The organism is Microbispora sp. NPDC046973 (assembly GCF_040644495.1).
In the GTDB taxonomy this organism is placed as follows: domain Bacteria; phylum Actinomycetota; class Actinomycetes; order Streptosporangiales; family Streptosporangiaceae; genus Microbispora.
The window spans coordinates 252,549-279,267 of sequence record NZ_JBEYWQ010000005.1 but is presented as its reverse complement, the minus strand read 5'-3'; the positions used below and the strand labels follow the sequence as shown (position 1 = coordinate 279,267).

Sequence of the window (26,719 nt, the reverse complement as noted above, 5' to 3'; positions counted from 1 at the left end):
GAGACCCGTCCGGCCGGTCACCCGTCGAGCTGAGCGCCGCACAGCGAAGGAAGAACCGATGACGGACGCCCGCCTTGCCTTTCCCGTGACGGAACGGGCCTGCCCGTTCGATCCGCCGCGGGAGTACGCCAGGCTCCGGCTCGAACGGCCGGTCAGCCGGGTCGACCTGCCCAGCGGCCAGTGGGCGTGGCTGCTCACCCGGCACCAGGACGTGCGGGCAGTGCTCGACGATCCCCGGTTCAGCTCGGACATGAGCCGGCCCGGGTTTCCCAACCTCTACGCCAAGCCCGTGGAGCCCGTGCTCAAGGGCACGTTCATCCGGATGGACGGCGAGGAGCACGCCCACTACCGGCGCATGCTGACCGGGGAGTTCTCGGTGAAGCGGGTGGAGGCCATGCGCCCGGCGATCGAGGCGGTCGTGGACGGCTGCCTCGACCGCATCGAGGCATCCGGCTCCCCGGCCGAGCTGGTGCGCGATCTGGCGCTGCCGGTGCCCTCCCGGGTCATCTGCGGGATGCTCGGCGTTCCTCACGAGGACCACGCCACCTTCGGCGGATACCTGCAGACGCTGTTCGACGCCAAGAGCGACCGCGAGCAGATCGGCGCCGCGAAGACCGGCCTCGCGGCCTACCTCGACCGGCTCGTGGCCGACAAGGAACGCGAGCCCGGCGACGACCTGATCAGCCGCCTCGTGACCGAGCAGGTCCTCTCCGGACGGCTCAGCAGGCAGGAGCTGATCACGATCTCCTGGATGCTGCTCGCCGCGGGCCACGAGACCACCGCCCACATGATCGGCCTGGGGGTGCTGACCCTCCTGGAGCACCCGGATCAGCTCGCGGCGGCCAAGGCCGACCCGAAGCTGATGGCGGGCGCCGTGGAGGAGCTGCTGCGGCACCAGACCGTCATGCAGCTCGGCATGACCCGGGTGGCCGTGGCGGACGCCGAGGTCGGCGGGCAGCTCATCCGGGCCGGCGAGGGCGTCATCGCCCTCCTCGCGACGGCCAACCGCGACGGCGAGGTCTTCCCCGACCCCGACAGGTTCGACATCCGCCGCGGCGCACGCAACCACGTCGCCTTCGGGTACGGCCCGCACCAGTGCCTCGGGCACACGCTCGCCCGGCTGGAGCTGCAGATCGCGTTCACCCGGCTGTTCGAGCGCTTCCCGGGCCTGCGCCTGGCCACCCCGGTCGAGCGGATCCCCTTCCGCTACGACGCGATCGTGTACGGCGTGCAGGAGCTCCCCGTCACCTGGTGACGAGGGGCCGCGCGCCCGCAGGACGAGATCGGACGAGCCGGTCCCCGTACGCCGGGACGGCCGAGGAGGAAACATGCGTGTCAGCGTCGACACCGGCCGATGTTGCGGGGCGGGGACGTGCGTCCTCGTCGCGCCCGGCGTCTTCGACCAGACCGACGACGAGGGCACGGTCGTCCTGATGGACCCGTGCCCTCCGCAGGAGTTGTGGGACGAGGTCCGGGAGGCGGCGGTCGCGTGTCCCCGCAGCGCCATCCATGTCGACGACGAGGAATGAGGGGCAGGGCCTTCCCTGCCCCTCATCGCGTCTGCGGCACGCCTGGCCCCTCATGGCTGGGATGCGCCGGGCCCCTCATCGCGTCCGGGACGCGCCGGCTCGGCGTCCGCGATCACCTCTGAACTCCGACCAGCCTAAATAGGCACGACATTACGCACGATAAGCCGACTTTTCAGATTAAGCATGTTTCGCTTAAAATACAGGCGGATCATGAGGCGTTCACGTCATTGGGGGGTGTATGCGTCGGGTATCCGGCTCTTTACAGATCGGCGAGCGGCTTCGCGCCCTCTGTTATACCGCTTCCGATCACACATCCGTTGTCAGGCTCAACCGCAACGAGCACTTATACGTCTGCGGTGAGCAGGCGAGTCATCTGTACATCATCATCAGCGGCCGGCTGAAGACGGTCAGCGTCTCGCGCTCCGGCAAGGAGTGCCTGCTGGGCATCCACACCCACGGCGACCTGCTGGGCGAGTCGTGCCTGCTGGGCGGCAGGCGGGGCGAGACGGTGACCGCGATGACCCCGGCCACCCTGCGCAGGATCCCCCGGGCGAACTTCCTGTCCGCGCTGGCGGACGACGGCCTGCTTGAGGACTTCCTGTGCTACCTGGCCCATCGCCTGACCGAGCAGCAGCAGGTGATCACCAGCCTGGTCACGGCGGACAGCGAGGAGCGCCTGGCGCACACCCTGCTTCGCCTGGCCCGCAAACTGGGCACGCCCAAGGCCGGCAAGCTCTGCATCAACGACAAGATCACCCAGGAGGAGCTCTCCGGCATGGTGGGCACCACCCGCTCCCGGGTGGGCTACTTCCTCAAGCGCTTCCGCGACAGCGGGCTGATCGAGACCCGGCCCGACGCCTTCCTGGCGGTGGACGAGGAACGGCTGGGCGACTACATGGAAGCGATTTCCTGAAATTTAAACGAACAGCGTTCGGTGGAGCAGGACGGCCGGGGCGGTTTTCCGCGCCCCGGCCGTCGGCGTTTCTTCCGGATTAACGATTTCGAATGTCGGGAATAGGAGTCCTCATCGAGGGTAGAACCGCGTGCTTTTGGTCCGCGGCCGCCTGTCCCGCCCGCGATCATGTCGGCGCGCGGAACACCACGCTGCCGTTGAATCCGCCGAAGCCGAAGCCGTTCGAGAGGGCGACCCCGATATCGGCGCGGACCCCGCCGGCGGCCGGCGCGAACCGGAGGCCGGGATCGGCGGGGTGCCCGAGCCCGGGGTTGGGGTGGACGAACCCGCCCCGCATCTGCACGACGGTCGCCACCGCCTCGACCACCCCCGCCGCCGACAGGCAGTGGCCGGTGAGGGCCTTGGTGGAGTTCACCCAGGCACGGCCCGCCGCCTCGCCGAGCACCCGCCGCAGCGCCTCCGCCTCCGTCGCGTCGCCCAGCGGGGCTCCGGTGCCGTGCGCGTTCACGTACGACACGTCGCCCGGAGAGACGCCGGCCCGCCTCATCGCCCGGGTCATCGTGGCCTCCTCGGCCTTGCCGTCGGGCTCGGTGAGACTGCTCGCGGCCAGCCGAAGGTCCCATCCGGCCAGCTCGGCGAGCACCTCGGCCCGCCGCGCCCGCGCGGACCGCCGCGACTCCAGCACCACACACGCGGCGCCCTGGCCGTACGCGAAGCCGCCGTGCGTCTCGTCGAACGGCGGTCCCGCAGGGCCGGGGGCCATCGCGCCGACGTTGAGCAGGGCCCGCGCCTCGACCGCGGACAGGTCGGTGAGGGCGCCGACGACGAGGCACACGTCGGCCTCTCCGGTGGCGACGAGGCGGGCGCCGTGCACGAGGCCCGCGTTGCCGCTCGCCGAGGCCGCGCCCACGGTGCAGCCCTCCCCCGTGATCCCGAGCAGCTGGCTGATCGTGCCGACGTGGTCGGTGTCGAGGAGCCGCAGAGCCGCACGCGGGGGCAGGTGGGCGGGCCGGTTCGCGTACCGGTCGTGCAGGTCCGTCAGGTGCCGCCCGGTCAGGTTGCTCCCGGCGACCACGAGCCCCACGCGGTCGCCCGGCACGCCGCCGGCGTGCAGGCCGGCCCCGATCCACGCCTCGGCCGCCACGCCCACGGCGGCGCGCAGCGGCAGCGGAGCCCGCCGGGTGAGCCGTTCGGCGGAGCGCCGCAGGCCGTCGGGCGCGCCCGCGGGCAAGGCGGGCAGCGCCTCGCGCACCTCCTCGTCCAGCAGGGCGGCCGGAGGGCCGCCGTCCGGGCGCGGGCGCACGCCCCGCCGTCCCTCCCGCAGCGCCCGCTCGAACGAGCCGGCGTCGCCCGCGATCGAACAGACCACGCCGAGGCCCGTGACGGTCACCGTCTCCATCGGAGCGCCTCCATCAGAGCGTGCCGGTCACGCGTGCTTGCGCAGCAGCTCGACGAGCTCCCCGACCGGCGCGCCCTGGCGGAACTCCGACAGCGGCACCTCGATCGCGAGCTCCTCCATCACCGCGGTGACGATGTCGGCCCGGTCCACGCTGTTGCAGCCGAGGTCGGCGAGGCTGCGATCGGGCGTGATCTCAGCCGGATCGATCTCCGGGACCACCGCCACCGTCTGCCGCCGGATCGACTCGAGGATCGCGATGTCGTCCATTCACCCTTCACTCCCTTCAGATCCACTCGTACCGGCGGTGGTGGTCCTCCACCGCGCGCAGGGCCAGCATCGGGCGCCGGTCGGCGCACCGGTCGAGCAGGTGCTCGTAGGCGGCCACGTCCACCTTCCGGTCGCGCTCGGGCACCAGGCAGCGCATGTTCTCCGGCAGCACCTCCAGATATTCGGCGAAGGTCAGCTCGGCCCTGGCCGACAGCCGTCCGGCGATGTCCATGGCCGCGACCTCCTCGGCCGACCTCTGGTCGGCCACGCCGCTGAAGAACTCCGACGAGCAGCCCGAGCCGTAGGAGAACAGGCCCACACGCAGGGGCGCCGCGGGCCGTACGGTGTCGAGCGCGCCGGCCAGGGCGAGGTAGAGCGAGCCGGAGAAGAGGTTGCCGACCTCGCCGGGATAGGCCAGCGACGGCCCCACCCGCCGCTCGAAGTCCGCCTCGATCTCGGCCGGGGTCGCCGCGGTGAACTCGCGCAGCAGCTTGCGGTGCCCGGCCTTGACCATCCCCGCGAACGGCGTGTGCAGCGCCAGCAGGTCGAACGTCGTCATCAGGTCGACGTCCTCGACCCGGGCGCGGTAGTCGGCGAAGCTCTCCCGCAGGCACTCCAGGTAGGCGAGCAGCGACCGGTCCACATCGGCGATGTCGTACGCCGGGGAGGGCCGGGCGGTGTCGAGCGTCTCGAAGCTGTAGAGGCCGAAGGCCCCGGGGTCGAGGACGAGCACCCGAGGGTCGTCGCCGACCAGCATGGCGACCGCGCCGCTGCCGGTGGCCGGCTCGGCGTACTCCGCCCGTTCGTCGGCCAGCGCCACGTCGGTGGCGATCACCAGCGCGCGGGCGCCCGGCGAGACGCCCGACGCGACGTAGGAGGCGGCCAGGCGCAGCGCGGCCGTCGCCGAGTAGCACGCCTGCTTGACCTCCAGCAGCCGGCAGTGCCGGCCGAGGCCGAGGTGCTCGTGCACGTACGACGCGACCGACTTGCTGTAGTCGACCCCCGACTCGGTGGCCGTGATGAGGAACTCGACGCTGTCGCGCTCCTCCTCGCCGAGCCGCTCCAGCAGCGGGGCGGCGGCGTTGACCGCGTTGGTCACCGGGTCCTCGAACGGCAGCGCCACCGCGCGGCGCGCCATCATGAGGTTGCCGAACCGGCCGGCGTCGAGCCCCCGCCCGGCGAACAGCTCGGCGACCGGCACGCAGGCCACGCCGCCGTACACGTTGAGCGACTCGATGCCGGTGAGCCGGTCTGTCATCGTCGGCCCTCCCCTTCCTCGATCGATGCGGTCCGCCCCGTGGCGCCGGGGCGCTCGTCACCGGCTCCGAGGCGGAGGAAGCCGGCCAGTGCGCGGTTCACCTCGTCCGGGTGGGTGACGCAGGGGAAGTGACCCGCGTCGGGAATCTCGACGTACTGCGCGTCCGGGATGAGGCCGTGCAGCAGATGCGCGGTCTTGAGCGGGATGACCGAGTCGTGGCGGCCCTGGACGATCAGCGTCGGCACCGAGATGCCCGGCAGCCGGCCCAGCAGGTCGGGCTCGGCCGCGAAGACGTCGAGGTAGCGCAGGCCGATCCGCGGGTCCATGCTCTCGCAGCGCAGCAGCGCCGCCTCCAGGCCGTCGCGCTGCTCGCGGATCCGGGCGGACCCCGATCCGGCGACGATGTGGTCGAGGTCCTCGGCCACGACGCGTTCCAGCCGGTTGACGGCGCCGGCGCGGTTGGCGTACTTGTACGACCCGCAGATGATCGACAGGGACGCGGTGGCCTCGGGGTGCCGCAACGCGAAGTTCTGCGCCAGCAGGCTGCCGAACGACGCGCCCGCGACGTGGACCGGGAATTCCACCCCGAGCCGGCGCAGCACGTCGAGGTGCAGGGCGGTGATGCCGTCGAGGCTGATGTCGCCGTCCGCGGTGGTCGCGCCGACCCCGGGATGGTGGATCACCACGACCCGGCACCGTCCGGCCAGGTCGCGGAACTGCCGGGCGAACACCCCGGCCCCCATGTTGAACGGATGCATCAGCAGCAGCGTCGGGCCCTCGCCCGCGCTGAGCACCTCGACCTGTCCCCCGCCGTACGGCACGAGCGTGCGCCGGACGCCGGGAGCGGCCTCCCGCACCGCCGCCCAGTTCTGGTCGGCCGGGCGGTAGCCCTCGCGCAGCACGTCCTGGATGTCGGACGGCACCTCCCCGGCGGGACGGTAGGCGGCGCGGGCGGCGTCGAGGGCCGTGACCGGCTCCTCGGCCGTCACCAGGCGCGGCACCTCGGCGGCGGACCCGAACAGCCCGGTCAGCCGTTCGGCGACGACGTCGATCTCGGCCTTGCCGTACCCCAGGGGGACGGCCAGCCGGACCAGCCGGTCGCCCGCGAGGTGCGGCCCGCCGCGCACGCCGGTCTCGCGGAACATCCAGGCGAGGAACGACGGCACCGGATGGGGCAGGCCGGCGAGGCGGTCCATGCGGGACAGGTCGAGTAGCAGGCAGTGCCCTCCGGGGGGCCCGGCGAGCGGCACGCCCGCGGCGTCGAGCCGCCGCCACAGCGTCCGCACGCCGCGCATTCGCTGGCGCACCAGCTTCAGCACGCCCTCGCGGTCGGCGAGGGCCAGGGACAGCGCCCGGCGGTCGAGCAGGCTGAGACCGGGCCCGCGCAGCTCGGCCTCCTCCCGCAGCCGCGCCGCCACCTCGGGCAGGCGGGTCGCCACCAGGCCGCCCGCGTGGACCCCGAAGTCCTTGGTGGCGCTCATCGTCACGACGTCCGCCGACGTGAGCAGGTCGCGTACCACGTCCCACACTCCTCGGCCCTGGTGTCCCGGCTCGTGCTCGGCCACGAGCACGGCGTTCTCCACCACGCGGGTCGCGTCGACGACCAGCGGCACGCCGTGCGCCGCGGCGCGCTCCCGCACCTGACGGAGATTGGCCGCCGACACCGGTGCGCCGCCTCCGGCGTTGCCGGTCAGCTCGACGGCGACGAAGGCGGTCTCCCCGGCCTCCAGCGCCTTGTCCAGGGCGGCGAGGTCCAGGTCGCCGCCGAAAGGACCGCCGGAGGCGGACGGCACCGGGACGGGGTCGAAGCCGTTGTCGGCCAGGTTGAACAGCAGGGTCGGGAAGAGCCCGTTGTGCGGCACCGCGCCGCGCCGTCCCGGCCACGACCGGCACAGCAGCGCCTCGGCCGCCCGTCCGGACGGCGCCGCGACGACCGTTTCGAACGGCAGCCAGGGCGGGGTGAGCCCGTCGCCCGCGCCGGGCTCGGCGGCCCGGTGGATCAGCTCCTCGACCCGCCGCACCACCGCCTCGTCCGTACGCTCGGCCCACGAGTCGGTGACCAGGTCGAACTCGACGGCCCCGGACGGCAGCCGCAGCGGGTTGTGCCCGTGGGCCGCCAGCAGCGCCTCCCGCTCCGCGGGCGTGGCCGCCGGGCCGGCGGCGGGTGCGGTGCCCTCGGCCGGGCCGCCGGAGGCGGCGGGTGGCGTGACGTCGGCGAGCACGGCCGGCTCGGCGGGCACGGGCGGGTCGGCGGGCACGGCGGGCATGGTGGGGTCGGCGGGCATGGTGGGGTCGGCGATCATCAAGATGACGTCGGCGACCGGGGTCCGCGGCCCGTCGGCGGGCTGGCAGAGGTAGAGGGGCACGTTCACGGGCCGGAACTTGTTCTTGAACTGGAAGTTGCCGGTGCCGAAGATCCCCGCGCCGCGCAGCTCCTCCAGGCCCTGTTCGACCTCGGGCGCGGCGTTGGGCGAATCGCACACCTTGGCCCCGAAGCTCGCGCCGAAGCTGAACAGCGTGCACCCCTCGGCCACCAGCACGTCGATGATCTTCACGATCGCGTACTCGAGGCCGCCCAGCGGTCCGTCGGCCGGGTAGAACTCCACGTCGAGCAGGTAGCCGTTCTCCGACGGGATGCGGGTCACGACCACCGCGTTCACGAGCGCGTCGTCCAGGTAGGTCAGGAACACCCGGTGCCGCTCGTTCAGCAGGCCCTCGCGGATCTCCTCGCGGACCCTGCGGACGTACGGGTTGGTCATCTGCTTGCCGCCGGCCCAGCGGTCCACCAGCTCGGCCAGCCGGCGGTCCGTCGCGGGGTCGGAGCCCGAGCGGTACTCCACCGTGCGGCAGGAGCCGCTGCGCTCGAACCGCTGGACCATGTAGCGCAGCCGGCTCATCCGGCCGCCCTTCAAGGTGAACCGGCTCAGGTCCTCCAGGCGCTGCACCGCGCCGAACGGCGTGGCGGTCAGGCGGTGGCCCCCCGCCTCCTCCAGCCGGCGCAGTGACAGGAAGCTGGCCCTGAGGCCGTGGCCGCGCGCGTAGTCCAGGTATTTGGCCACGAGCTCGGTGAAGTACTCGTCCGAGCCGACGTAGCTCCAGGAGAAGAGGTCGTCGTCACGGCGCGAGAACGTGAAGAACCCCTGGCGCGACGAGCCGAGGAACAGCAACGGCGCGATGTCCCGGCCCGCGAGGCCGGTCTCCTTGGCATACCGCCGCTCCAGGTCGGCCACCAGGTCCCGCAGGCCGGGACGCTCGGTGACGGCGGCACGCGGGACGATCAGCGGCCCGCCCTCCTCCTCGGCCGGCGCCCCGGCGGCCCGCGCCGCGCCTCCTGCGATGGCGGCCTCGGGTGCCCCGGTGGGGGCGCGACCCGGGCCGCCGGTGGGGGCGTCATCACCGGAGGGGGCCAGCGAGGCGACGGCGGCGGCCCCGAAGGTGTCTCGCAGCCAGCGGGTCAGCTCGGCGAGCGTGGGCCGGTCGAACAGCAGCGACTTGCGCAGCCCGCCGAGCCGCTTTTCCAGCGCGCTGATCACGCGCAGCATGTCGAACGACGTGAGCCCGTTGTGCTCGAAGCTCCGCGCCGGGTCCAGCGGCCGCCGGATGACGCCCTCGACGAGGTCGCGCACCGCCCGCTCGGCGGCTGCCCCGTCGTCGCCGTGCTCCGCAGCCGTTCCCTGGACGGCGGGCGCGGGCGCGGGCCGGGCGGGCCGGTCCCCGGGCGGCGCGGTCAGCGACGTGATGTGCGCGGCGAGCGAGTCGACGCTGTCGTGCTCGTACATGTCCTCGGCCTTGAGCTCCAGGCCGTACTCGGCGCCGAGCACGCGGGCGAGGTCCATCCGGAAGATCGAGTCGAGACCCAGCTCGGCGAAGGGGCGGTCGCCCTCGATCTCCTCGGCCGGCATGGCGAGGATGCGCCCCAGGTGTTCCCTGATGCTCCGCGTCACCGGCGCCGCCGCCTCGGCCGTGACCCGCACGGCGGCCGCGACGGCCACCGGCCGCGCGGCGGGCTCCTCGGGGACGGGCGGGGCGGCGGTGGGCTCGCTCGGCGCGGGCCGGCCGCCGTCGGCGGTCGCCGTGCCTCTCATGGCGGGCTCGGGGCGTTGCCTGGGCTCGCCGGTCCGGGCGGGGTTCTCCTGTCCCCGCGCGGCGTCCGGCGGGGCGAGCCGCACCCGGGCCCGTCGGGCCGGCCGGGGCCCCATGCTGTGCCGTACGTGCTGGTTCGGCTTCTGCACCGCAACCTCCGTGACGTCCGTGGTGACCTCCCTGGTGACCTGCGCGGCGGGACGGGACTCCTCTCGGGTGAACCAGAACCTGGTCCGGCTGAACGGGAAGCTCGGCATCGGCAGCCTGCGCGGCGGCCGGGCGCCGCCGCCCGCCCGCCGGGCCCTGTGCGCGGCCCAGTCGACCCGCGCCCCGGCGACCCAGGCGCGGGCCAGCGCGTCCAGGTCCTCCTCGTCGCAGGGACCGGCGTTCCGCGCGGCGGTGCCGACATGGAACACACCGTGGCCGCCGGGCGCCGTGTCCCTCGCCGCCGTCTCACCTGCCGCCGCGGCGCGCAGCGCCGACACGAGCTCCTCATGGCCCGCCGCCACTACGGCGAGCCGCTCGCGCAGTTCCTCCCGGCCGGCCTGCAGCGTGTACGCGACGCGCGACAGCTCCAGGCCGGGCCGTTCGCCGAGGAAGCCCGCGAGCCGGGCCGCGTACGCGCGCAGCGCCTCACGGGTCGGCGCGGACAGCACGAACAGCTCGGGTCCGGCCGGCGACGGCCCCGCCTCCTCCTCCGCGGGGGTCACCGCCCGCTCCAGCACGACGTGGGCGTTCGATCCGCCGAAGCCGAACGAGCTCACGCCCGCGCGCCGGATCGGCCGCCCGTCCGGGCCGGAGGTCGCGGGCCAGGGCAGGGCGGTGTCGACCAGGTGGAACGGCGTTCCGTCGAGCCGCAGGTAGGGGTTGACCTGTCGCCGGTGGAGGGTCGCGGGCAGCTCGCCGTGCTCCATGGCCAGCAGGACCTTGAGGACCCCGGCGATGCCGGCCGCCGCCTCCAGGTGGCCGATGTTCGTCTTGACCGAGCCGACGCCGATGTGCGGGGTCCGCGGCATCGGGCGGCCCCAGTCCTCGTACAACCGGGTGAACGCCTTCTTCAGGCCCTCGATCTCGATGGGGTCGCCCAGACGGGTGCCCGTCCCGTGCGCCTCGATGTAGGTGACCGTGGCCGGGTCGGCGCCCGCCTCCCGGTGCGCCCGGACGACCACGTCGGCCTGCGCCTCCGGGTTGGGCGCGGTGAGCGACGCCGACCTGCCGCAGTGGTTGGCGGCGGTGCCGCGCACCACCGCGTACACGTGGTCGCCCTCGGCGAGCGCCCGGTCGAGCGGCTTGAGCATCACGACGCCGACGCCCTCGCCGCGTACGTAGCCGTCGGCCGCCGCGTCGAACGTCTTGCATCGCCCGTCCGGGCTGAGCATGCCCGATTGGGTGAAGGCGACGAACACGTCCGGGTTGAGCAGCACGTTCACGCCGCCGGCCAGGGCCGTCTCGCACTCCCCCGCCTGGATCGCGCGGACCGCGCGGTGGATGGCCACCAGGGCGCTGGAGCAGGCGGTGTCCACCGCCTCGCTCGGGCCGCGCAGGTCGAGCAGGTGCGAGACCCGGTTGGCCAGCACCGCGTGCGCGACACCGGTCGCCATGTGGGCCCGGACCGGCACGCCGTGCCGGGTGAGCAGGGCGTCGTAGTCGGAGGTCGCGACTCCGGCGAACAGCCCGGTCGCGGTTCCGGCCAGCTCCGAGGGCCGGTGCCCGGCGTCCTCGATCGCCCGCCACACGGCCTGCAGGAACAGCCGCTGCTGGGGGTCCATCAGCGCCGCCTCCGCGGGCGAGATGCCGAACAGCCCGGCGTCGAACGCCGCGACGTCGTCCAGGAAGCCGCCCTGCAGGTGCCGCGTCCGATCGTCCGCGCGAAGGTCGGCACGGTCGTCGGGCACCGGGCCCACGAGGTCGTCGCCGCGCACCAGGTGCCGCCAGAACTCGGTCAGGTCGGACGATCCGGGAAGCATCCCGGCCATGCCGACCACCGCCACCTCGACCGGCCCGCGCCCGCCGCGGGGTTCCCGTACAACGCCGTCCCCCTCGCCGGGCCCCTCCGGTCCCTCCGATTCCTCTGGCCGCTCGCCGTGGGCCGCCGTCTCCGGCTCAGGGGCCGGGGAGGCGGCTGCGTCCGCCTCGGCCCGCGCCGTTGCGTCTGCGGCGGTGGGCGCGCCGGCGATCGGCCGGTCCGTGCTCTCGCCGGCGGGCCGCTCCGGACCGGCGTAGCGGGCGGCGAGCTCGGCCCGGTGGTTGTCGTCGAGGTAGGCGGCGAAGCCGGTCAGCGTGGGGCACTCGAACAGGACGGTGGGCAGGAGGTCGAGCGCGTAGCGCTCGTTGACCTCGTTGATCAGCTCGGTGAGCGAGACCGAGTCGAAGCCCAGCTCCATCAGGTCGGCGTCCGGATCGACCTCCGACTCGTCCACCAGCAGGAAGCGGGCGGCCACCGCGCGCAGGTCGCGCTCCACGTGAGCCGCGTAACCCATGGTGCCCTGCTCTCCGCCCTCCCACGAGGCGTGCCCGGGTGCCCCGCCGTCAGCCCCGCCGGAAGCCGCGTGCCCCACGTGCGACGGCGTGTACGCCTCCGGCGCGCCGGGGCCGCCCGCGGACGCGGCGACCGCCGGTTGGAAGACGACGAAGCTCGGCTCGTCCCCCGCGAGCGCCCGGCGGAACGCCTCCAGTCCCGCGGACGTGCTCAGCGGCGCGATGCCCCAGTGACGGGCCATCAGGCGCTCGGTCGCCTCGTCCACGGCCATGCCGCCCTCACGCCACAGCGGGTAGCCGATCGCGGCCGTGCGGCCCGCGCGCCGCCCGGCCAGCCGTTCCCGCTCCCGGTGGCGGGCGAACGCGTCGAGGAAGCCGTTCGCGTACGCGTAGTCCGCCTGGCCGAGGTTGCCCATCTCCGCCGTCGCCGAGGAGAACAGCACGAAGAAGTCGAGCGGGTCGTCCTTCGTCAGGGCGTCGAGGTGGAGCGCCCCGTCGATCTTCGGGGCCAGCACTTCGGCGACCTCTCCCGGCGTCTTGAGCACGGCCCGGGCATCGCGGGTGACGCCCGCCGCGTGGACGACGCCGTGGAGCCCGCCGAACTCCTCCCGCACCTGCTGAAGCAGGCGCTCGGCGTCGGACCGTACGGCGATGTCGGCGGGCAGGTAGCGCACCCGCACGCCCCCGCGATCGAGGGCCTCGACCCGGGCACGGCGCGTCTCGTCGAGCGGGGAGCGGCCGGTCAGGACCAGGTTGACCGGACCGTGCCCGGCGAGGAACTCGGCGACGAGCAGCCCGAGGGCGCCGGCTCCCCCGGTGATCAGGTAGGTGCCGCCGGGACGCAGCGGAAGACCGGCGACGCCGGCGGGTGTGAAGTCCTCGAGCTCGCGGACCTGGCGTCCCGCGCCGTCGTACCGCACCTCGGTGACGCCGCCGGCCTCGGCGCAGAGCTCCTCCGCCAGCAGGGCGGCGAGCCGCCCGCCGGGCGTGCCGGGATCGAACTCCACGCGGGCGGCCGTGAAGCGGCTGTGCTCCAGGGCGAGCGTCCGCAGGGTCCCGGCCACGGCGGCGTACGCCGGGAGGATCAGCCCGGGGCCGCCCGCGTGCGCCACGACGGCGCGCAGCGAGGCTCCGCCGTCCCGCCCGAGGATCGAGAGGGCGGTCCAGAACGGCGCATGGAACCCCTCCCGCACGTCGGCCGACGCATCGGGAGCCTCGGCGGCCGGGACACGCAGGAACGCGTCGGGCAGCAGGCCGCGACCGGCGAGGTCGCCGATCAGCCGCCGGCAGTGGTCCGGGTGGCCCGGGACCAGCGTGTAGACCCCGTCGTCGCGCCGCCCGTAGTCCGCTCCGGCGACCACGGACACGCAGGTCACACCGCGTCCCACGAGCTCGCTCTCCACGGCCAGGCGCAGGGGCTCGTCCGCGACGTCGAGCAGGGCCACGCGGGGCGAGCCGCCCTGGCGCACCGGACCGGCCGGACGCCAGACCGGACGCAGATAACGGCACCCGGCGGCCCCCGTACCGCCTGGGGCCGCCGACGCGGCGGCGGGCGCGACGGCGGCGGCGCCGGAGTCGGCGGTGCCGGAGTCGGCGCTCGCCAGGGCAGTGCCGAGAGAGCCGGCGCTCTGCGACCCGCCGTCACCCGAGTCGCCGGCCGGGCCGGTCCCTCCGGAGGCGGGCTGCCCGACCGGAGCGACGGTCAGTCCGTCCACGGCGAGCAGGACGGCGCCGTCGTCGGCGGCGATCCGCAGGTCGAACCGGCGGCGTCCCCGATCGTCCGGGGCCGTCTCGGCGACATGGACCCAGCACACGGGCGGCAGGGGGGCCGGGCACAGGGCCCGGTCGAGCCCGACGGGGACATAACCCGTCGCTCCCTCGACCAGCGCGGCGGCCGCCTGGAAGGCGCCGTCCAGGAGCGCGGCCCGACGCGCGAGGCCGCCGTCACCCTCGTCGGCCCCGGCCCTGCCCGTCTCCTCCGCCGCCGGCGAGTCCGGTACGGCTGTCGCGGTCAGGGCGTCCCGGGCCGCCGCCGAGCGCGGCACGGCGGGCGCGGCGGGCACCGTCAGCACCGTGGGCACCGTGGGCGCGGCCGGCACCGTGGGAACCGTGGGCGCGGCGGGCACGGCGAGGCGGGCCAGGCACTCGCCGTCGCCGAGATGCAGGGCGGAGACGACGCGGAGCCCGGGCCCGTAGTCGAGACCCGCCCGGCCGAGCTCGCGGTAGAAGCCCGCGACGTCGACCTCCCGGCGGCACCGGGACCTGATCGCGCCGAGGTCGAGCGCCTGCGCGGGGTCGCGCCGAACCGCCTCCGGCCCGGTCACACCGTCACCGGCCGGGGCCGCGGCGGCGAGCGGGGCCAGCAGGCCCTCGGCGTACGCGGCGCCGTCTCCGCGGGGTCCGAGCACCCGGAACCGGCGGCCGTCCTTCTCCGGAATGAAACGGACCGAGACCTCACGAACGCCGGATTCGAGGGTGATCGGGCGGTGCCAGCGCACGTCGCGCAGGGCTACGGCGGCGCCGGACGGGCCGGAGGCCGAGCGGACGAGTTCGAGGACCGCCGCACCCGGCAGCCAGCGCGCCCCGCCGACACGGTGATCCGTCAGGTGCGGCTCGCCGCCGTCCAGCCGCAGGAGTGCCCTCTCCGCGGAGCCGGAACCGGGCTCGCCCGGCGGCACGGACGTCATCGCGCCGCCGGAGGACGCGGCGCCTGCCGCGTCCCCGTCGGCCGCAGAGGTGGTGTCGGCCGCACCGGTCTCCGCGGGCACCACCGGGCCGTCCAGGTCGAGCCAGTAGCGGCGGCGCTGGAACGGATAGGTGGGGAACGACGCCCGCAGGGGCACCGGAGCGGGCCACAGCACGCGCCAGTCCACCGGGGCCCCGGCCACCCACACGCGGGCGAGCTTGGGAAGGCTGCGCCTGGCCAGGAGCGCGGCCACGAACTCCGCGCCCTCGTCGTCGTCCAGCAGGAGCCGGGTGCCGGCACCCTCCGCCCTGCCGGTGACGACGTCGGGATGCGGCTCGCCCGACGCGTACGCGCGCAGGCGCTCCGCGAGGCCCCGCCGGTCGGTCGCCAGCACCGCCAGGCGCTCGGTCATCTCCTGGCGGCCGACCTGGCTGGTGTAGGCCAGTTCGCGCAGCGTGGCGTCGCACGCCGCGTCGTCGTCCACGAAGTCCGCCACCCGCGCCGCGTACGCGCACAGCAGTCCGGCGTCGCGGGCGGACAGCAGGAAGAGCTGCCGTTCTCCGTCGTCGGGCAGCCGGGGCCGGTTCTCCATGTGCTCCTCCACGATGACGTGCGCGTTCGCGCCGCCCGCGCCGAACGAGCTCACGCCGGCCCTTCGGGGAACGGCCCGCGGCCCGCCGCCGAGGTCGACCACCGGCCGCTTCCACTCCGTCGCCCGCGACGGCGGGAGGAACGGCGACCTCTCGAAGTCGATCTTCGGGCTGAGGGTCTCGAGGTGGACGCAGGGCGTGATCGTGCCGTGGCGCATCTGGAGCAGCACCTTCGTCAGCCCGGCCACGCCCGCCGCGGCCTCCAGGTGACCGATGTTCGCCTTGACCGAGCCGATCGCGCACCGGCCCGCGCCGTCGTCACCGGCCGCGCCGAACGCCCGGGTGAGACCGGCCACCTCGATGGGATCGCCCAGCTCGGTGCCGGTGCCGTGGGCCTCGACGTAGCTGATCGTCCGGGGATCGACCCCGGCCCGGCGCAGCGCCTCCGACACCAGCTCGGCCTGCGCGTTCGGGTTGGGGACGGTGAACCCGGCGGTCTTCCCGCCCGCGTTGACGGCGCTGCCGCGGATCACGCCCCAGATCCGGTCGCCGTCGGCAAGGGCCCGGTCGAGCGGCTTCAGCAGCACGGCGCCGACGCCCTCGCCGGGCACGTATCCGTCGGCGCGGGCGTCGAAGACCTTGCACGCGCCGTCGGCCGACAGCATGTTCATCGCGCACAGGGACACGTGGTGGTTGGGGTGCAGGATGAGGTTCACGCCGCCCGCGACGGCCATGCGGCACTCGCCCCGCCGGATGCTCTCCACCGCCAGGTGCACGGCGGTCAGCGAGGAGGAGCAGGCCGAGTCGACCGCGAAGCTGGGCCCGGACAGGTCGAAGAAGTACGAGACCCGGTTGGCCACCGACCAGTAGGCGGAGTGCGCCCCCGACAGGCGCCCCCGCGGCCACTGGGTCGCCCCCAGCTCGCCGTACGTGCCGTACATGATGCCGACGAACACGCCGGTGCGCGGTTCGCGGGTGTGCTCACCCAGGTAGCCCGCGTCTTCGAGCAGGTTCCAGGTCGTCTCGAGGAACAGCCGTTCCTGCGGGTCGATGTTCACCGCGTCGCGCGGCAGGATGCCGAAGAACCCGGCGTCGAACTGGTCGACGCCCTCGATGAACCCGCCCCACCGGCTGTAGGTGCGCTGCGGCCGGCCGCGGCGCGGGTCGAAGTACGGGCGCCAGTCCCACCGGTCGGCGGGCACCTCGGTGACGCAGTCGTTGCCCTCGGCCAGGTTGCGCCAGAAGGCCGCGAGGTCGGGCGAGCCCGGGTAGCGTCCGCTCACCCCGATGATCGCCACGTCCACCGGCCGTGCCTCGTCTCCGCCGCCGTCCTCACTGCCGGCCCGGATCGTGGCGGGTGCGGTGGGCGGAGTGGCGAGGGGCCCGGAGGTCCCGAATGCCGCGGGCGCCTCGGACGAGTCGGAGGACGAGTCAGAGAGCTCGGAGAGCTCGGGGGATTCGGAGAGCTCGGAGGGCTCGGAGGGCTCGGAGAACCCGGATGAGCCGGAGGGCTCGGGGGCGAGCATGCTGCTCAGCCGGTCCGCGTGCTCTCTGGCGAGGTATCGGGCCAGCTGCTCGATCGTGAGCTGCTCGAACAGCAGGGTCGACGGCAGCGGGCCGAGGTCGCGCTCGAACCGGTTGATGATGTTCAGGCTGATCAGCGAGTCGATGCCGAAGTTCTCGAACGTGGTGCGCTCGCCCAGGTCCGCCTCGCGGAACTTGAGCACCTCGGCGAAGACGCGCTTGACGTAGTCGCGGGCCTGCCGGTCGAGCCCCATACCCGCCGGCGCCGGGGCCTCGCCCATGCCGCCCGCCGCGGGCGCCACCGGCCCGGCGTCGACGGCCGCCGACGCCGTGGCACCGTCGTCCTGGCGAGCGCTCTCGATCGCCGAGGTCCCGGAGGTCTGCCGGCCTTCCCCGGTGGCGGGCGTCGCGGCCTCGATGCCGAACCTGGCCAGTCCGGCGGGCCCGGCCTTCACCACGAGAGCCTGCGGCACCCCGGCGGCCAGGATCCGCGCGAGCGCGGCCATGCCCTCGGCGGGCTCGACGGAGCCCACGTCGAGGTCGGCGAAGCGCCGCCGGTGCCGATCGTCGGCGCCCATGCCGACGCCGCCCCAGTAGCCCCAGTTCACGACCACAGCCGGGGCCGCCCCCGCCGCCCGCAGGTGCAGGCCGTACGCGTCCTCGAAGGTCCCGGCCGCCGCGTAGGCCGCCTGCCCGGGGGTGTCCACGAACGTCGCGGCCGACGAGAAGAGCACCAGGAAGCGGAGCGGCTCCCCGCGCAGCGCCTCGTGCAGGTTGACCAGTCCCGTCCTCTTCGGCGCCAGCGCCGCGAGGAAGGTCTCCTCGTCGAGGTTGGCCAGGGTGCGGTCCGCCGCCACGGCGGCCGAGTGCACGGCGCCGTCGACGGGCCCGAACCGCTGCCGGACCCGCGCGACCGCCTCGCGCAGAGCGGCGGGATCGCAGACGTCCGCCCTTTCGTACACCGCCTCGCCGCCCAGGCCGGCGATCTCCGCGATGCGGCGCTCGATCTCCGCGTCCCGCTCGCGGCGGCCGATCCACGCCAGGCGGGCGCCGTGGGCACGGGCGAGGTGGCGGCTCAGCTCATAGCCGATGCCGCTCGCCCCGCCCACGACGAGGCACACCCCGCCGTCCGGGAACGGCAGGCCGGTGGCGGGGAGCCGGGCCGGGACGAGCGTGCGCGTCCAGCGGCGCTCTCCCTGGCGCACCACGATCGGCGCGCCCTCCGTTTCCGCCCGCACCGCACGCGCGGCCGCATCGGGGTCGGGCACGTCGCCCAGGTCGACGCAGGTGACGGTCCATCGGGGGTATTCCGCGCCGAACGTGCGGGCCAGGCCGAGCAGCCCGGCCGCCTCCGCGCGTGCCGCCGCGTCGGCCGGCGCCGCCTCCACGCCGTCGAACGGCACCGCGCCCGACGTGACCACCGTCAGCGTCCCCCGCTCGGGGCGCTCCCCCGCGATGAGGGCCTTCATCAGCCGGAACAGGCCGAGCATGACGGGATGCCCGGAGGCGTCGCCGGGGCGCGTCCCGGCCAGGAAGTAGACCCGGTCGTACGGCGGGTCGAGCCGCGCCGGATCGAGTTCGGCCAGCGGCAGAGCCTGGGTGTGGCCGCCGTCGTGGAGCGCGAGCAGCGCGCGGGCGAGGGCGGCCGACTCCGCCGTGTGGACGACCAGCACTCGCCGCTCACCGTCGCCGTCCGCACCGTCCGCGCCGGCCGGGACGCGCTCCCGTAGCCCGGCCTCCCGCCATCGCGGCACGTACAGCATGCCGTCCAGGGCGTCCGGCACCGGGCGTACGACGAGACCGGACAGCCGCACCAGGACGCGTCCGTCGCGATCGGCCACCTCGATGGTGAAGCGATGCTCGCCGTCCCGCGTGACGTGCGCGTACGCGGGTCCGGTCAGCGGCGCGAGGACGTCGACCAGGTCGGCGGAGAACGGCACGGCGGGGCCGGTCGCGCCGTCCGCGACGAGGGCGGCCGCCGTCTGCAGCGCGCCGTCGAGCAGCGCCGGATGCACGGTGAAGCGGTCCTCACCCGGCCGGGGCGCGACCGGCGGGCCGTCCGGGGCGTTCGCGAGCGTGCCCAGCGCCTCCTGCGGGCCGAGGGCGACCTCGGTGAGGGTCCGGAAGGCCGGGCCGTAGTCGATCCCCGCGGCGGCGAAGGTCCCGTACAGTTCGTCGGCGGTCCGCCGCTCACGGCAGCGGGCTCGGATGCCGGCCAGGTCCAGGGTGCCGGCGGACCCGTTCCCCGCAGACACCCGGCCGGTGACGTACGGGCCGGCCGGGTCGCCGGCCGTCAGCGCGAACGTGCCGTCGGCGGCCAGCTCGACCTGCACGGGCCCGTCGCCTGCCCCGAGCGGGCGCAGCCAGCGCACCGACGACAGCGTGAGGGGCGGCGTGGCGCCCGTCCGCGCGGTGGCGCCGGCCACGGCCTCCACGGCCGCGGCGGCGGGCAGGATCGGCTCGCCGTTCACCCGGTGGTCGCGCAGGAGCCAGGGCACGGCGAGTCCGAACGCGTCCTCCCGTGACCGCCCTTCCGGCGCGGCGTGCGCCGCCGCCTGCCGGGCGGGCCGGTCGGAGCGGGGACCGCCGATCCAGTGCCTGTCGCGCGCGAACGGGTAGGCCGGCAGCGGCACGCGGCGGGGACGCCTGCCGCGGTGACGGTCCGCCCAGTCGACGGCCTCCCCCCGCACGTAGGCCGCGGCCAGCCGCTCCGCCTCGTCCGCCGCTTCCCCTGCCGCTGCCGCGGCCGCTTCCTCGGCGGGCTCGGCGCCGTCCGGCACGCCGGTCGGGAAGGAGCCCGGCGCCCGGCCCGTACGCAGGAGGGCGCGCAGCCGCTCCTCCAGCTCGGGCAGGTCGCGGGCGACGACGGCGGCTCGTACGGGAAGGTGACGGCGGCCCACGGCCAGCGTGTACGCGACGTCCTCCAGCGTGTACGACGCGGGCAGCGCGGCGACCGCGTCGGCCAGGTCGGCCAGCCGGCGGCGCAGCGCCTCGTCGGTGCGCGCGGAGATGGGGACGACGTGAGCCTCGTCCGAGGAGTGACGGTCCGCACGCGGCACCGGCCGCGGCGGCTCGGCGACCACGACGTGGCAGTTCGTGCCGCTGAAGCCGAAGCTGCTCACCGTCGCGACCCGGCTGCCGGACGGGCCCGGGCGCCAGTCGGTCAGCTCGCGCACCACAGAGAACGGGCTGCCGTCGAGGTCGATGTTGGGGTTGGGCCCGTCGAAGTGGACGGCGGGCGGCAGCTTGCCGTGCCGCATCGCGAGGAGCACCTTGATGAGCCCGGCCACCCCGGCCGCCATCGTCGTGTGGCCGACGTTGGCCTTGACCGAGCCGATCCCACAGAAGCCCACCCGGTCGGTGCCGGTCCTGAACGCCTGGCTGAGCGCCTTCACCTCGATCGGGTCGCCCAGCGGAGTGCCGGTGCCGTGCGCCTCGACGTATCCGATGTCGTCGGGGCGGACCCCGGCGCGGCGGTGCACGGCGGTGAGCAGGTCGGTCTGCGACGTGGCGCTGGGCGCGGTGATGCCGTTGGTCCTGCCGTCGCCGTTCACGCCGGTCGCCCGGATGACACCGTGGATGTGGTCGCCGTCGGCCAGCGCGCGGTCGAGCCGCTTGAGGACGACCACGCCCACGCCCTCGCCGAGCACCGTGCCGTCCGCCGAGGCGGCGAACGGGGCGCACCGGCCGGTCGGCGACAACATGCCCACCTGGCTGCAGCGCACCTGGAGCTGTGGCGTCAGCATCAGCGCGACGCCGCCGGCGATCGCCGTCTCGCACTGCCCGGTGCGGATGCTCTCGCAGGCCAGATGGATCGCGACCAGGGAGGAGGAGCAGGCGGTGTCCACCGCCATCGTGGGCCCGTTCAGGTCGAGCAGGTAGGAGACGCGGGCCGCCAGGATGGAGGGCGAGGTGCCGAGGAAGCCGTACCCGCTGTCGAGCACGCCCTCCTCCTGGAGCAGCCGCGCGTAGTCGCCCGCGCCCGAGCCCACGAACACTCCGCACCGCGGCGGCCGGCCCGGGCCGGGGGCGGCGTAGCCGGCGTCTTCCAGGGCCTTCCACGCCTCCTCCAGGAACAACCGCTGCTGGGGGTCCATCGCCTCCGCCTCCAGCGGCGACACGCCGAAGAACCCCGCGTCGAACGCGTCGACGTCGTCGAGCATGGCCGCCCAGCGGCTGCACGACTTGCCGGGAACCGTCCGGTCGGGGTCGTAGTACGCGTCGGCGTCCCACCGGTCGCGGGGGACCTCCGTCACGGCGCAGCGCCCGGCCGCCAGATCGGCCCAGAAGGCGTCCAGGTCGGGTGCGCCGGGAAAGCGTCCCGACATGCCGATGACCGCGATGTCGTCCCCTCGCGGCCCGCCGTCCGGGATCGTCCCGCCGGACTCCGCGCTCCCCGTCGCCGCACCGCCGTCAGAGGGCGCACCGCCGTCGTGCGCCTCCACGGTCGGCGCCTCATCCGGAGACACGCCGTCGTCCGGGTGCATGACAGCCGCGTCGGCCCTCGGCCGCGGAGGTTCCTCCGGGCCGCCAGCGCGGGCGGCGGGCCCGGTGGCGGGAGACGCGGTCGTGGGAGACGCGGTCGTGGGAGACGCGGCAGCAGGACGCTCAGCGCACAGTCCGTGGACGAAGTCCGCGAGCCGTTCGACGGTCGGATGGTCGTAGACGGCCACCGAGTCGAGTTCGACGCCGAAGCGCTCGCCGAGCTCCTGGCGCACCAGCTCCGCCGTGATCGAGTCCACGCCCATGTCGCTGAACGGCGTGCGCGGGTCGATCTCCCGCCTGGACACGTAGAGCTGCTCGCACAGCGCGTCCTCGATGGCCCGGACGATCTCCTCACGCGGCACACTCGCCGTCCCCTCGGGCGCTGCCTCGTCAAACCGCGTCACCTCGGGCGCCGTCTGCTCGGGTGCCGTCTGCTCGGGCAGCGTCGCGTGGACGGAGAGCGGGCGCGGGCCGCCTGCCGCCGCCGCTCGCCGGGCCCGGCCGCCGTCGTCGGCATCGGCATCGGCATCGGCCGTGCCGGCCGGTTCCGAATCGGCGAGGGACACGAGGGTCTCCGGCGCTTCGGCCCCGCCGCGCCGCCAGTCGCCGAGCCAGCAGCGCTCCTCGGCGAAGGGGTACCCGGGCAGCATGGGCACCCGCCGGGCGGGGCGGGGGTGGCACGCGGCCCAGGGCACGTCCGCGCCGCCGACCCAGGCCGCGGCCACCTCCGCCAATCTCCCGGCCCGGAAGAGCCGGACGGGGTCGAAGCCCGCCGGGACGCCGCCACCGGTGGCCGCCCCGGTTGCAAGCTCAGTGGCCGGCTCAGTGGCCGGCTCGGTGACCGATCCGGTCGCGGTTCCGGTCTCCACCGGCGTCCAGGACCGGACGCCGTCCCCGGGCTCGCCGTCCACGAAACGGGCCAGCGCCGTACGGATGTCCTCGATGTCGTCCGCCAGCACGGCCAGCCGTACGGGCATGGGGGTCCGGCCGACCTGGCTCGTGTACGCGAGGTCGGCGAGCTCGGGCAGCGGTTCCCCGTCGTCCCCGGGGCGCAGGAAGGAGAGGTAGGCGCGGGCGTACTCCCGCAGCGCGTCCCGCGTGCGGGCGGACAGGACGAACAGGTGCGGCCCCCTGCGGCGGGCACGGCGCGGCGGCCTGGGCGCCTCCTCCAGGATGACGTGGGCGTTCGAGCCTCCCGCGCCGAAGGCGCTCACGCCCGCCCGGCGGGGCCCGCCGCCCTCCGGCTCGGGCCACGGCTCCAGCCGCTGCTGCACGCGGAAGGGCGAGTTCGCGAAGTCGATGTGCGGGTTCGGCTCGGCGGAGTGCAGCGAGGGCGCCAGAGCCGAGTGGCGCAGCTGGAGCAGCGCCTTGGTGACGCCCGCGATGCCGGCGGCGCTCTCCAGGTGACCGATGTTCGACTTGACCGACCCGACGGAGCGGGCGCCCGGCGCGAACCCGGCGCCGGCGAACGCCTGCCGCAGGCCCTCGATCTCGATGGGGTCGCCGAGCGAGGTGCCGGTGCCGTGCGCCTCGACGTACCCCACGGTGCGGGGGTCGATTCCGGCCCGCCTGACGGCCTCGCCGATCACCTTCGCCTGCGCGGCCGGGCTGGGGACCGTGAAGCCACTGGTCCGGCCGCTGTGGTTGACCGCGCAGGCGCGGATGACGCCGTACACGTGGTCGCCGTCGGCGAGGGCCCGGTCGAGCGGCTTGAGCAGCACGGCCCCCGCGCCCTCGCCCGGCACGTAACCGGTGCCGTCCCGGCCGAAGGCGCGGCAGCGCCCGTCGTCGGACAGGAACTGGCCCTGCGCGAGCTGGAGGTACTTCTGCGGGTGGACGCTCAGGTTGACCCCACCGGCGAGCGCCAGGTCGCACTCGCCCCGGCGGATGCTCTCGACCGCCAGGTGCAGCGCGGTGAGCGAGGACGAGCAGGCCGTGTCGAGGGCGACGCTCGGGCCGTGCAGGTCGAAGGTGTAGGACACGCGGTTGGCGATGGCCGAGTGCACCGCCATGGGCCGGACGCCGTCGTCGGCGGAGTCGAGGAGCTGGTAGTGGTTCCACATCACGCCGACGAACACCCCGACCGGCAGGCCGGAGAGCGTGGCCGGCGGGTAGCCCGCGTCCTCCAGGGCGTGCCAGCCGACCGTCAGGAACAGCCGCTCCTGGGGGTCCATCCGCTCGGCGTCGCGCCGGGAGATGCCGAAGAACGCGTGGTCGAAGCGGTCGACGCCGTCGACGAAGCCGCCCCAGCGCCCGTACGTGCGGCCCGCCGTGCCCCGCCGCGCGTCGAAGATCGCCTCGTGGTCCCAGCGCTCGACCGGCACCTCCGTCACACAGTCGCGCCCGCCCGCGAGGTTGCGCCAGAAGGCGCGCAGGTCCCGCGCCTGCGGATAGCGGCCGGCCATGCCGATGACGGCGATCGGAGTCTGCTCGCCCCGCCCGGGGTGCTGCGCCCGGCCGCCCGCCGTGCCGGTGCGGGCTCGCCGCTCCCGTACGGCGCCGGGCCGCGCGCCGCCCGGCAGGGCCGTGCCGCGCTCTCCGGCCCCTGCGGGTTCTGCGGGGACTCCGGGACTTCCGGGCTCTTCGGGTGCGGCGACCGGGAGGGCCCGGCCGGCGGCCGCGCAGTCGCCGTACACGGCGGCGATCGTCACCTCGTCGTACGCCCCCGCCTCCTCCAGCGTGCGCAGCCCCACCTCGGTGGGCATCGGGGCCAGCCCCGACGACGCGCGGGCCCGCTCCAGCACCTCCGGGGCGACGCGCATCCCTCCTTCCGCCCAGTAGGGCCACCCGATCGCGAGCGTGCGCCCGGACCGGTCGGACCGCTCCGCCCGCGACCGGGCGAAGTGCTCGATGAAGGCGTTGCCGTACGCGTAGTCGCACTGGCCGGGGTTGGGCAGGGTCGCCGACAGCGAGGAGAACAGCACGAACATGTCCAGGTCGTCGTCCGCCGTCGCCCGGTCGAGGTTGACCACGCCGTCGATCTTGGTACGCAGGACCTCCGCGGACGCCGCCGGATCCTTGGCGAAGAAGACCGCGTCGCGGACCAGGCCGGCGCAGTGGAACACACCGTCGACGCGGCCGTACAGCGCGCGCACCTTGTCCAGGGCCGCCGTGGTCTGCGAGGCGTCGGTGATGTCGGCCCGGAGGTGGACGACCTCCGCGCCCGCCTCCTCCCAGGCCGCCATCCGCGTGGCCGTCTCGGCCCGCAGCGGCCCCCGGCCGAGCAGCGCCAGGCGGGCGCGCCAGCGCCGGGCGAGGTGACCGGCCAGCAGGGCGCCGATCCCGCCCGTTCCACCCGCCAGCACGTAGACCCCGCCCTCGCGGAACGGCAGCGGCTCGCCGCCCGGCCGGACCTCCGCGTATCTGCGGACGAACCGCTCGCCGTCGCGATACAGCACCTCCCCGTGGGCGTCCGCCGCCGCGCCCTCGGCGTCCGCTCCGGCGGCGGCCTCGGCGAGGATCGCGGCGGCCACGGCCTCGACGTCGTCCTCGTCGGCGTCCACCTCGACCCGGCGGCAGCGCAGCGCCGGAACCTCGGCCGACAGGGTGCGGGCCAGCGCCCCGACCGCCGCGTCCCCGGGACGCGCCGCACCGTCCGGGGCCGCGTGGACGTACAGCACGTCGACCGGCTCGGTGACGCGGTGGTCGGCCAGCGCGGCGGCCAGTGCCCAGACGGCGTGGTAGGGCCCGTCCCGGTCCGCCGCCTCCGCATCGGCGAGACGTGCGTCGCCACCGGGATCGGCGACGACGGCATAGGTCCTCGGCGCGGCGGCGGTCCTGGACAGCTCGCCGAGCAGCAGGCGCGCATGGGCCCGGTCGCCGGGACGCGTCTCGCAGGTGTCGCGGTCGACCACGGCGAACGCCTCGCCCGCCGTCACGTGCACGACCCGTCCGCCCGTGCCGTCGATCCCGTCGCGCAGCGCGTCGGCCAGGTCCGCGGTCCCCCCGAGGAGGACGAGGTCGCGGGGCTTATGGGGCTCACCGGGCTCACCGCGCTCGCCGGTCGGTGCGGCGGGGGACGCCGCCCACACCGGAGCCAGGCACGTCATCTCGGCCTCGCCGGACGCGGCGTCCGGGCGCCCTGCCGTCCCCGCGACGCCGTGTTCGCCGGGCGTGCGCGCCGGGCCCTCGGCGGGCGCCGGCCCGGTCCGGGTGCCGGTCCCGGCCTCGGTCGCGGTCGCGGTCGTGGTTTCAACCGCGGTCGCGCCGCCGTCGCCGCCCGTCCGTGCCACGGGCCCGTACGTGTCCACCAGGTGGCGGGCCAGGCTGTCGATGTCGCTGAACTCGAACAGCAGCGTGGGGTAGAGCTTGCTGCCGACGAGCTCCTCCAGGTCGCGGCTGATGCGCAGCATCGCGACCGAGTCGAGCCCGAGCTCGTAGAACCCGGCATCGGTCCGGACGTCCGCGGGGTCCACGCCGAGCAGCCCGGCGAGCAGCTCGCGCAGGCGGCCGGCCGTCTCGCCGACCGGGTCGTCCGTCACGCCGGACTGGTCGGCCTGATCGGTCTCGCCGCCCGCCGGTGCCGCGTCCCGCGTGTCCGGGCGGCCGGCCGGCGCGCTCTCCCTCGCCGGCGCCGTGACGTCGCCGCCCACCAGCCTGGTGATCAGCTCGGGATGGCGGATCCGCTTGCAGGTGAGCTTGCGGAACTCCGCGACGAGCAGCCCCTCCTCGTCGTACAGGAAGCAGTCGTTGTGGACCACGTCGCCCGAGGGCGCGAACTCCTCGGGCGACGGCACGTGGACGTGGCAGCGGCCGCGCAGCGGCCGGGGTGCGCGGAAACGCTCGATGAAGACCGGGATGAACGGATCGCCCGGCGACGGCCGCTGGCCGTAGGCCACGATGGAGGCCGCGTCGAGTGCCGCCGGGTGCAGGTGGAAGCCCTTCTCGTGGCCGGGGCCCCCGCTCTCCAGGTCCAGCTCGGCCAGCAGCTCGCCGTCCCCCTGGAACAGCGGGCCCCGGCAGCGCATGGGGGCGCCGTGCTCGATTCGCTCGCCGCGGGCCTGCGCGTACAGCTCGGCGATGTCGCGGCGGGCGGTGGCCCTCGCCCTGACGGCGTCCAGGTCGAGCCGCCCGGGCCGGGGCCCGTCGGCGAAGCGGAGCTCGGCCGAGAAGTTCCGCCGCCAGGACGAGTCGTCGCCGCCCGCCGGGCGGCTCTCCCCGGTCACCTGGCGCACGCCGTCCTCCTCGGGGCCGACGAGCACGCGGATCTCCCGGTCGAGGCCGTGGGCCGTGGCGACCGCCTCGGTGAACAGCACGTTGTGCAGCTCCGCGCGCCGGTGGTCGAACCCCTTGGCGATGAGGATGCGGTAGACGATGTCGAGGAAGGTCACTCCCGGCATCACCGACACACCGTGCACCCGGTGGTTCTGCATGATGAAGTCGGCGTGCCGCAGCGACAGGCGACACTCGATCTCGGGCATCGAAGCGTTCCTCTCCTCGGTGTGCTCAGAGCGCGCGTGGCATCGCGGGGATGGTAAGAACGGGTCGGGCGGCGGCTCAGCTCAAGA

The 26,719-nt window shown here is 75.0% G+C and carries 7 protein-coding genes; 3 read left to right on the top strand and 4 right to left on the bottom strand.

Translation table 11 applies throughout. The features are described 5' to 3' along the window. Positions 1–58: 58 nt before the first annotated feature. From ABZ860_RS13500 to ABZ860_RS13490, 3 genes are all read left to right on the top strand, one after another. Positions 59–1,255: a cytochrome P450 gene (locus ABZ860_RS13500; protein ID WP_357219438.1), complete on the top strand. Its 1,197-nt coding sequence runs from the start codon at positions 59–61 to the stop codon at positions 1,253–1,255. Between the two features lie 73 nt (positions 1,256–1,328). After that, the gene (locus ABZ860_RS13495; RefSeq protein ID WP_357219436.1) at positions 1,329–1,529 is read left to right on the top strand and encodes a ferredoxin; all 201 of its coding nucleotides are present in this window, start codon (positions 1,329–1,331) and stop codon (positions 1,527–1,529) included. A 238-nt stretch (positions 1,530–1,767) separates the two neighbouring features. Further along, the gene (locus ABZ860_RS13490; protein ID WP_357219433.1) at positions 1,768–2,442 is read left to right on the top strand and encodes a Crp/Fnr family transcriptional regulator; all 675 of its coding nucleotides are present in this window, start codon (positions 1,768–1,770) and stop codon (positions 2,440–2,442) included. Positions 2,443–2,608: 166 nt separating this feature from the next. Here ABZ860_RS13490 and ABZ860_RS13485 read toward each other — a convergent pair whose 3' ends face one another. From ABZ860_RS13485 to ABZ860_RS13470, 4 genes are read right to left on the bottom strand one after another with little or no spacing between them, the layout of a single operon-like run. Further along, positions 2,609–3,841: a beta-ketoacyl synthase N-terminal-like domain-containing protein gene (locus tag ABZ860_RS13485; protein WP_357219430.1), complete on the bottom strand. Its 1,233-nt coding sequence runs from the start codon at positions 3,839–3,841 to the stop codon at positions 2,609–2,611. 27 nt (positions 3,842–3,868) lie between these two features. Further along, positions 3,869–4,108, bottom strand: a complete 240-nt coding sequence (locus ABZ860_RS13480; protein ID WP_357219427.1) for a phosphopantetheine-binding protein — start codon at positions 4,106–4,108, stop codon at positions 3,869–3,871. Between the two features lie 16 nt (positions 4,109–4,124). Next, on the bottom strand, positions 4,125–5,366 hold the full coding sequence (locus tag ABZ860_RS13475; RefSeq protein WP_357219425.1) for a hydroxymethylglutaryl-CoA synthase: 1,242 nt from the start codon (positions 5,364–5,366) through the stop codon (positions 4,125–4,127). Then, complete coding sequence (locus ABZ860_RS13470; RefSeq protein ID WP_357219422.1) at positions 5,363–26,632, bottom strand: SDR family NAD(P)-dependent oxidoreductase; 21,270 nt, start codon at positions 26,630–26,632, stop codon at positions 5,363–5,365. The genes ABZ860_RS13475 and ABZ860_RS13470 overlap by 4 nt, the downstream gene beginning before the upstream one ends. Between the last annotated feature and the right edge of the window lie 87 nt (positions 26,633–26,719).

Bases quoted from the DNA above. Each gene is read 5' to 3' on its own strand.
- ABZ860_RS13490 (WP_357219433.1), top strand. From the start codon at position 1,768: ATGCGTCGGGTATCCGGCTCTTTACAGATCGGCGAGCGGCTTCGCGCC.
- ABZ860_RS13470 (WP_357219422.1), bottom strand. From the start codon at position 26,632: ATGCCCGAGATCGAGTGTCGCCTGTCGCTGCGGCACGCCGACTTCATC.
- ABZ860_RS13475 (WP_357219425.1), bottom strand. From the start codon at position 5,366: ATGACAGACCGGCTCACCGGCATCGAGTCGCTCAACGTGTACGGCGGC.
- ABZ860_RS13500 (WP_357219438.1), top strand. From the start codon at position 59: ATGACGGACGCCCGCCTTGCCTTTCCCGTGACGGAACGGGCCTGCCCG.
- ABZ860_RS13480 (WP_357219427.1), bottom strand. From the start codon at position 4,108: ATGGACGACATCGCGATCCTCGAGTCGATCCGGCGGCAGACGGTGGCG.
- ABZ860_RS13495 (WP_357219436.1), top strand. From the start codon at position 1,329: ATGCGTGTCAGCGTCGACACCGGCCGATGTTGCGGGGCGGGGACGTGC.
- ABZ860_RS13485 (WP_357219430.1), bottom strand. From the start codon at position 3,841: ATGGAGACGGTGACCGTCACGGGCCTCGGCGTGGTCTGTTCGATCGCG.